Source organism: Mesorhizobium sp. M7A.F.Ca.CA.004.04.2.1, assembly GCF_004022825.1.
Taxonomy (GTDB): domain Bacteria; phylum Pseudomonadota; class Alphaproteobacteria; order Rhizobiales; family Rhizobiaceae; genus Mesorhizobium.
Genome location: NZ_RZPH01000230.1, coordinates 1 through 6,790, shown reverse-complemented (window position 1 = coordinate 6,790; position 6,790 = coordinate 1). Strand labels below are relative to the sequence as shown.

Below are 6,790 nucleotides of genomic sequence, written 5' to 3'. Positions count from 1 at the left end.
GATCTACACCCGCCAGGAACGCAACGGCATCCTGCTCGGCACCTATGAGAAGGCCTGCAAGCCGTGGTCGCCGGTCAACACGCCGTGGGATTTCGGCCATGAATTGTTGCCGCCGGACCTCGATCGCATCGCCCCGTCGCTGGAAATCGGCTTCAAGCATTTCCCCGGCATCGAGAAAGCCGGCATCAAGCAGATCATCAACGGCCCCTTCACCTTCGCGCTCGACGGCAACCCGCTGGTCGGCCCGGTCCAGGGCCTGACCAATTTCTGGTGCGCCTGCGCCGTCATGGCCGGCTTCAGCCAGGGCGGCGGTGTCGGCCTCGCGCTGTCGAACTGGATGGTGCATGGCGATCCCGGCTTCGACGTCTGGGGCATGGATGTCACCCGCTTCGGCGAATGGGCAGGCCTGCGCTACACCAACGCCAAGGTGCGCGAAAACTATTCGCGCCGCTTCTCCATCCGCTTCCCCAATGAGGAACTGCCGGCGGCACGCCCGGCGCAGACGACACCGCTCTACGACACGATGCTGGCCAACAATGCCGTCATGGGCGACAGCTGGGGACTTGAAACGCCGCTCTGGTTCGCACCGAAAGGCAAGGAACCCAGGGATATCGTCTCCTTCCACCGCTCCAACGATTTTGGGCCGATCGGTGAGGAAGTGCGCGCCACGCGTGAGCGTGTCGGTGTCACCGAGATCGCCAATTTTGCCAAATACGAAGTCTCGGGACCCGCAGCCGAGGATTTCCTCAACCGGCTGATGACCAACCGCATGCCGAAGACCCGCCGTATCGTGCTGACGCCGATGCTCAACGAATTCGGCAAGCTGATTGGCGACTTCACCATCGCCAAGGCGGCAGAAGACCGCTTCATGATCTGGGGTTCCTCGGCGGCGCAGAAATACCACATGCGCTGGTTCGAGAAGCATCTACCGAAGGACGGAACGGTGCGCATCCACCGCTTCGACCAGACGCTGGTCGGCCTGTCGATCGCAGGGCCGAAGTCACGTGACTTGCTGCAGAAATTGGTCGATGTCGATGTCTCGACAAAAGCCTTCCGCTTCATGGATTTCCGCGAGATGGCGGTTGGCGGGGCGCCTTGCATGGTCAACCGCATCACCTACACCGGCGACCTCGGCTATGAAATCTGGATGGCACCGGCCTACGAGCGCCTGGTTTACAAAGCGATCAAGGACGCCGGCGAGGAATTCGGCCTTGTCGATTTCGGCATGCGCGCGCTGCTCTCCATGCGCCTCGAAAAGAATTTTCCGACCTGGTTCCGCGAGTTGCGGCCGATCTATGGACCGTTCGAAGGCGCGATGGACCGCTTCATCAAGCTCGAGAAGAACGACTTCATCGGCCGCGAGGCCGCTGCCAAGGAACAGGCCGAGGGGCCAAAGCTGCGCCGCGTCTCCTTCATCGTCGATGCCACCGACGCCGATGTCATGGGCGATGAGCCGATCTGGGCCAAGGTCAGCAAGGACTATGGCACGGTTGAAAAGCCGCATGGCTATGGCGCGCCCCGCTTCGACGAGGGCGGCAAGGAAATACGTGGCTCCAAGGCTACCGAAGGCGCTTCCGCCGTGCGGGGTATCGTCGACGGTGACTGGCGCGTGGTCGGCTGGGTCACGTCGGGCGGCTATGCGCATTATGTGCAGAAGTCGATGGCGCAGGGCTACGTCCCCGCAGCGCTTGCCGAGGACGAAAGTGCCGGGCTGTTCGAGATCGAGATCCTCGGTCACCGGCGCCCGGCCCGCATCAATGTCGAAGCGCCCTTCGATCCGAGCGGCGAGAAGATGCGGACCTGAGTTTCGACCATGGACAACGCGGGGCCGAAGGGCAGCTTTGGCCGGCATCGCAAAATCATGCCGTTCGAAGCCGATTCGATCGAAGCCTTGCGCGACGCCTCCCGCCAGAAGGCGGCTTCGCTCAACCAGCATGTGCTGGGCTACGGTGCGCAGGCCGAGGCTGAATGGGCCGCGGCAGGCATTGCCGCGCCCGATCTGGCGGCGATGCGCCAATACCGGCTGGAGCGCATCCGCGCCGAGCTGAGGCGCCGCGGCTATGCCGGCGCCGTGCTCTACGATCCCGTCAACATCCGCTACGCCACAGACAGCACCAACATGCAGCTATGGGTGGCGCACAACCCGACGCGGCATTGCTTTGTCGCCGCGGAGGGGCCGGTGGTGCTGTTCGACTATTTCTCCTGCGAGCATTTGTCCGATCATTCCGGCGTCGTCGACGAAGTGCGACCGGCAGTGTCGTGGATGTATCTCTATGGCGGTGAGTTGACCGAGCAAAAGGTCCGCCGCTGGGCCGCAGGAATAGCCGATCTGGTGAAAGAGCATGGCGGCGGCAACAGCCGCATCGCCGTCGACCATATCAATCCGGAAGGCGTCGAGGAGCTGGCTCGCCTCGGCATTTCCATCGGCAATGGCGAAGCGTTGATGGAGAACGCGCGGCTGATCAAATCACCCGACGAGATCCTCGCCATGCGCCGCGCGATCGTCGCCTGCGAGGCGGCGATGGGCGAGATGGAACAAGCGCTGAAGCCGGGGATTTCCGAAAACGAATTGTGGGCGGAACTGCACCGCGGCAACATCGCGCGCGGCGGCGAATGGATCGAGACGCGACTGCTGACGTCAGGCCCGCGCACCAATCCGTGGTTCCAGGAATGCTCGTCGCGCAAGATCGAGGCTGGCGATCTCGTCGCCTTCGACACCGACCTGATCGGCCCCTACGGCTTCTGCGCCGACCTGTCGCGCACATGGCTGTGCGGCGATGGAAAGCCGACCAGCGAACAGCGCGACCTGTTCCGCATCGCTGCCGACCAGATCGGGCACAACGCGGCACTGATGCAGCCAGGCATCTCGTTTCGCGACCTCGTCGAACGCTCGGCGGTGCCGCCCGGCGACTGCTTCCCGACGCGCTACGGCGTGCTCTATCACGGCGTCGGCCTGGCCGATGAATACCCGACCTTGCCGCATGCCAGCGACTGGACATCGGACACTCCGGACGGCGTGCTGGAACCGGGCATGGTGCTGTGCGTGGAAAGCTATATCGGCAGGCTTGGCGGGCGCGAAGGCGTCAAGATCGAGGAACAGATACTGATCACCGAGACGGGCAACGAACAGCTCTCAACCTACCCGTTGGATAAGAGACTGCTCGGCTAGCCCGGCAATGGCCTCGCGCAACGCCCCAACCGTCTTTTCCGGTGTCCCTGCGGCGGTGATGTAGGGCAGGCCTTTGCGCCGTCCGGTCCAGCCAACGACCGCCACCTTTTTCGCCGCCGGCTCGAAGCGTTGCGCCAGCGCCCAACTCTCGCAGTCGATGGCCGCTATATCGGCCTTGCCCTCTGCAATTGCGACGATCGAGGAACGGTGCCCACCGCTTTCGCTGCGCGAGGCAAAGAGGTCAAGGCTCTCGCCCATCGCCTCCAGGTCGCGCGTCAAACCGAGGAACCCCGACATCGAATCGAGGCTGTTGAAGGTGAAGCGCTTGCCGCGGATCCGATCGAGTGGGATCAGCGGGCTGCCGTCATTGGGCGAGGCAACCGACGGCGCGCCATCCGCCAGCATGACGATGGCGCTGGAATAGAGCTCGCCCTGCCCGCCTTCGTAGGCGTCGTAGCTTGGCTGGGCAACCACCTGCACATGCCTGGACAGGCCGAGTTCCATCGGCCCCCAGCAGGTCTGCGCGAACAGCAGCGCCGGGTGCAGCCACAGTCTGTGAAAATCGAGTTCGTCCGGCGGCAATGTCACTGGATCGGATGCGATCAATGCACCGGCAGCATCACGAATACCGCCCGGCACCGGCGGCAGGTCTCCATTGCGCCGCACGATGGTTTGCGGTGCGTCGATACCCTTTTGCCGAAACGCGTCGCGCAACAGCGCCCATTGCGCGTCGACCTCGCCGCGTATTTCGGGCCAGTCATACATCGGCAACGCCGCAACCAATTCACTCATGCCGGATATCAAATCATCATGTCTGGAAAAATGATCGCAAAAACGCGGCGCCCAATCAGAATTGGCCGACACGGATTCCGGGTAGACCGGAATTATTCCTTCGGCGGCTCTGCGGGAACCGGCGCACTGCCGAGTCCGCTGATGCTGCGCGCCCTGATGCGCGGCTTGAAGGCCCTGCCCGGCTCGGCTTGACGCCGCAGCACCGGGTGCACGATCGGCTCCTTCGCCTTGAACGCATAGGCTTTGATCAGCGCGAAATAGTTGGGATAGGCATAGCCATTGTTCATCCGCAGCCATTCCTCACGGCGATCGCGAAACAGCTTGGGCAGCTTGTACCAGGCCACGGTCGGGGTCTTGTGATGGACGAAGTGCAAATTGTTGTTGAGGAACAGGAACGACAGCGGCGAGCGCTCGACGATCACCGTGCGGCCTTCCGGATGTTCCGACCATTGATGCTCGGCGAAAGTACGGATCGAGATCAGCGACTGGCCGAGCCAGACCGGCACCAGAATGTAAAGCCACAGCGGGATGCCGAAGCCGAACTGCACGATCGGCATCACGACGGCAAGGCCGATCGCATGCAGCAGCCAGGCCTTGCGGATCGCCTTGTCACCGGCGATCACGTGCTTGGCATCGTCGATGAAGAAGCCGACGCAGGACAGCCACGGGCCAAGCACGAAGCGGCCGGCCATGGTGTTGTTGATCTTGAGTAGGAATTTCATCGTCGGCGGCAGTTCGTCGTGCTGCCAGAGCGCCTGATAATAGCTTTCCGGATCGTCCAGCGGATCGGTCAGCCGCTCGTCGGCGTGGTGGCGCAGATGGATGGTCTTGAAGCGGCGGAACGGCCAGACCAGACCGATCGGCAGGAACACGAAGGCTTCATTGACCCGCGCGTTGCGTGTCGGATGACCGTGCAGCACTTCGTGCATGATCGACGATTGCAGTGCGGCGGTCAAAGCCAGGAGGGCGAGCGCCAGTATGGGGTAAGATGGCCAGAGCAGGAAACCGGTGGCGAGCCAAGTTGCGTAGCAGAAGAAGGCGAGTACCACGGTCGGCCACTCTATGGCCGGTGCGCTGTGTCGCCTGATGCTCTTGCTCGTCATGCTATCGACCACTGCCCCTCAGTCGCCGGAGCCCCAATTGGCTCCTGACAACATTGTGTCAGGAGAAGTGATTCCACTCAACGAGACAAAGTACACAAACTGTTGCGATTGCGCATTTTTGACCGCACATGTTACACATTGTAAACAGGCTTAGGGATTCATTTACGCCTGAGGTGCGCTCGGAAGCGATTCGGCGCAAATTTTTCCTCAATCGAGGTGGAGCACGCACATGGACAAGCGCGACCTGTCGACGATCTTCCGCGAGCGCCTGAAAACACTCTTGACACGCTCCGACCTCAACCAGTCGGCCTTCGCGACCGCGGTCGGCATCGACCGTTCGGCGCTGTCGCAGCTGCTGTCGGGCGCCTCGACGCGCCTGCCCCGAGCGGAAACGCTGCTCAACATCGCCGCCGAGTTCAAGGTGTCGCTCGATTGGCTTCTCGGCCTCAGCCAGGACGAGGGTCTCACCGGCGAAATCCGCGAGAGCCTGGAGATAGAAGAGGCACCGGACGGCTTCGACCGCACGCTGCTGGCCAAATGGCATGCCGAGGCGGCCGGCACCAAGATCCGCTACGTACCGGCCGGCATTCCCGACCTTCTGCGCACCGAAGCATTGGTCGACTACGAAGCCGGCATCACCAACAAGAGCCGCCTCGCCCAGGCCGGCGAAACGCAATACCGCATCGACTACAACAGGCGGCCGGAAACCGACATGGAAGTCTGCATGCCTCGCCATACGCTGGAGATTTTCGCCCGCGGCCTGGGTGTCTGGGATCGTTTCCCGGAAGCCGACCGCCGCGCCCAATTGCTGCACATGGCGACGCTGCTCGACGACCTCTACCCCACCTTCCGGCTGTTTCTCTATGACGGGCGGATTCGCTATTCCATCCCCTACACCATCTTCGGTCCCTATCGCGCCGCCATTTATGTCGGCGACATGTATCTGGTGCTCAACGCCACCCAGCCGATCCAGACGCTGATCCAGCATTTTGACAATCTGATCCGCGCCGCCGACATCAACGCGCACGAGGCGTCCGGCTTCGCGCACAGGCTGGCCGGCATGTCGTTCCCAACAGGCACTGTCTGATCTCTGGCAATCATGGTCTGATCTCTGGCAATCATGGTCCTCTGGTGGAGCCTCGTCCCGGCCACGCCATTTCCATTTTTGAAGGACAGCTCATGCCCGATCCGCGCCGCATCGTCGTTCCACCCCAGTCGGGCCGCGCCATCCGCGTCTCACAAGGCGACCTCATCCGCATCATCGATCCCAAAGGACAGCAGGTTTCCGATCTCTGGGCTTTCAGCACCGACCCGACGGTCGACTGGCTGAGCACCTCGCAGACCCGTGACATCACCGAGCGGCTTTTTCCCGCAATCGGCGACAGTTTCTTCAGTGCCGCCGCCAAGCCGATGCTGACGCTGGTCGAAGATGGCTCGCCGGGTCCGCACGACATGCTTTACCCCGCTTGCGACAGCGCGCTTTATGAGCGCGCCGGATTTCCCAATCATCCGAACTGCCGGGACAATCTGATGCAGGCGCTGGCCACAGAGGGCATATCGCTGCCTTTCGCCCCCGATCCGGTCGATCTCTTTCAGAACTCCTTGCCGGAACCCGACGGTCGGCTGGTGGTTTCCGCGTCGATCAACCCGCCGGGCGGCTATGTGACGTTGCGCGCCGAACAGGACCTCCTGCTGGTGGTCACCGCTTGCTCGGTCGACCATCACC

General features: G+C 62.5%; 6 protein-coding genes. 4 read left to right on the top strand and 2 right to left on the bottom strand.

Translation table 11 applies throughout. The features are described 5' to 3' along the window. Nucleotides 1–1,804: FAD-dependent oxidoreductase (locus EN893_RS12905; RefSeq protein WP_164900830.1), on the top strand; the 1,804-nt coding region annotated here is incomplete at its 5' end. A 9-nt stretch (nt 1,805–1,813) separates the two neighbouring features. Then, entirely contained in the window at nt 1,814–3,169 is a 1,356-nt protein-coding gene (locus tag EN893_RS12900) for a Xaa-Pro peptidase family protein (RefSeq protein WP_127267832.1), read from the top strand. Here the strand turns inward: EN893_RS12900 and EN893_RS12895 are convergent. Together EN893_RS12895 and EN893_RS12890 are read right to left on the bottom strand one after the other, a co-directional pair. Next, nucleotides 3,134–3,961 (bottom strand): PhnD/SsuA/transferrin family substrate-binding protein, encoded by an 828-nt coding sequence (locus EN893_RS12895; protein WP_127267833.1) that lies wholly within the window; start codon nt 3,959–3,961, stop codon nt 3,134–3,136. The two genes, EN893_RS12900 and EN893_RS12895, sit on opposite strands and share 36 nt — an antisense overlap. 92 nt (nt 3,962–4,053) lie before the next feature. Then, the gene (locus tag EN893_RS12890; protein WP_164748999.1) at nt 4,054–5,064 is read right to left on the bottom strand and encodes a fatty acid desaturase; all 1,011 of its coding nucleotides are present in this window, start codon (nt 5,062–5,064) and stop codon (nt 4,054–4,056) included. 229 nt (nt 5,065–5,293) lie between these two features. On the opposite strand from EN893_RS12890, the gene EN893_RS12885 reads away from it, so the two are divergent. Together EN893_RS12885 and EN893_RS12880 are read left to right on the top strand one after the other, a co-directional pair. After that, nucleotides 5,294–6,151, top strand: coding sequence for a helix-turn-helix transcriptional regulator (locus EN893_RS12885; protein ID WP_127267834.1), 858 nt, complete (start codon nt 5,294–5,296; stop codon nt 6,149–6,151). A gap of 92 nt (nt 6,152–6,243) precedes the next feature. Next, a partial coding sequence (locus EN893_RS12880; RefSeq protein ID WP_164900829.1) for an urea carboxylase-associated family protein occupies nt 6,244–6,790 on the top strand: 547 nt, incomplete at its 3' end.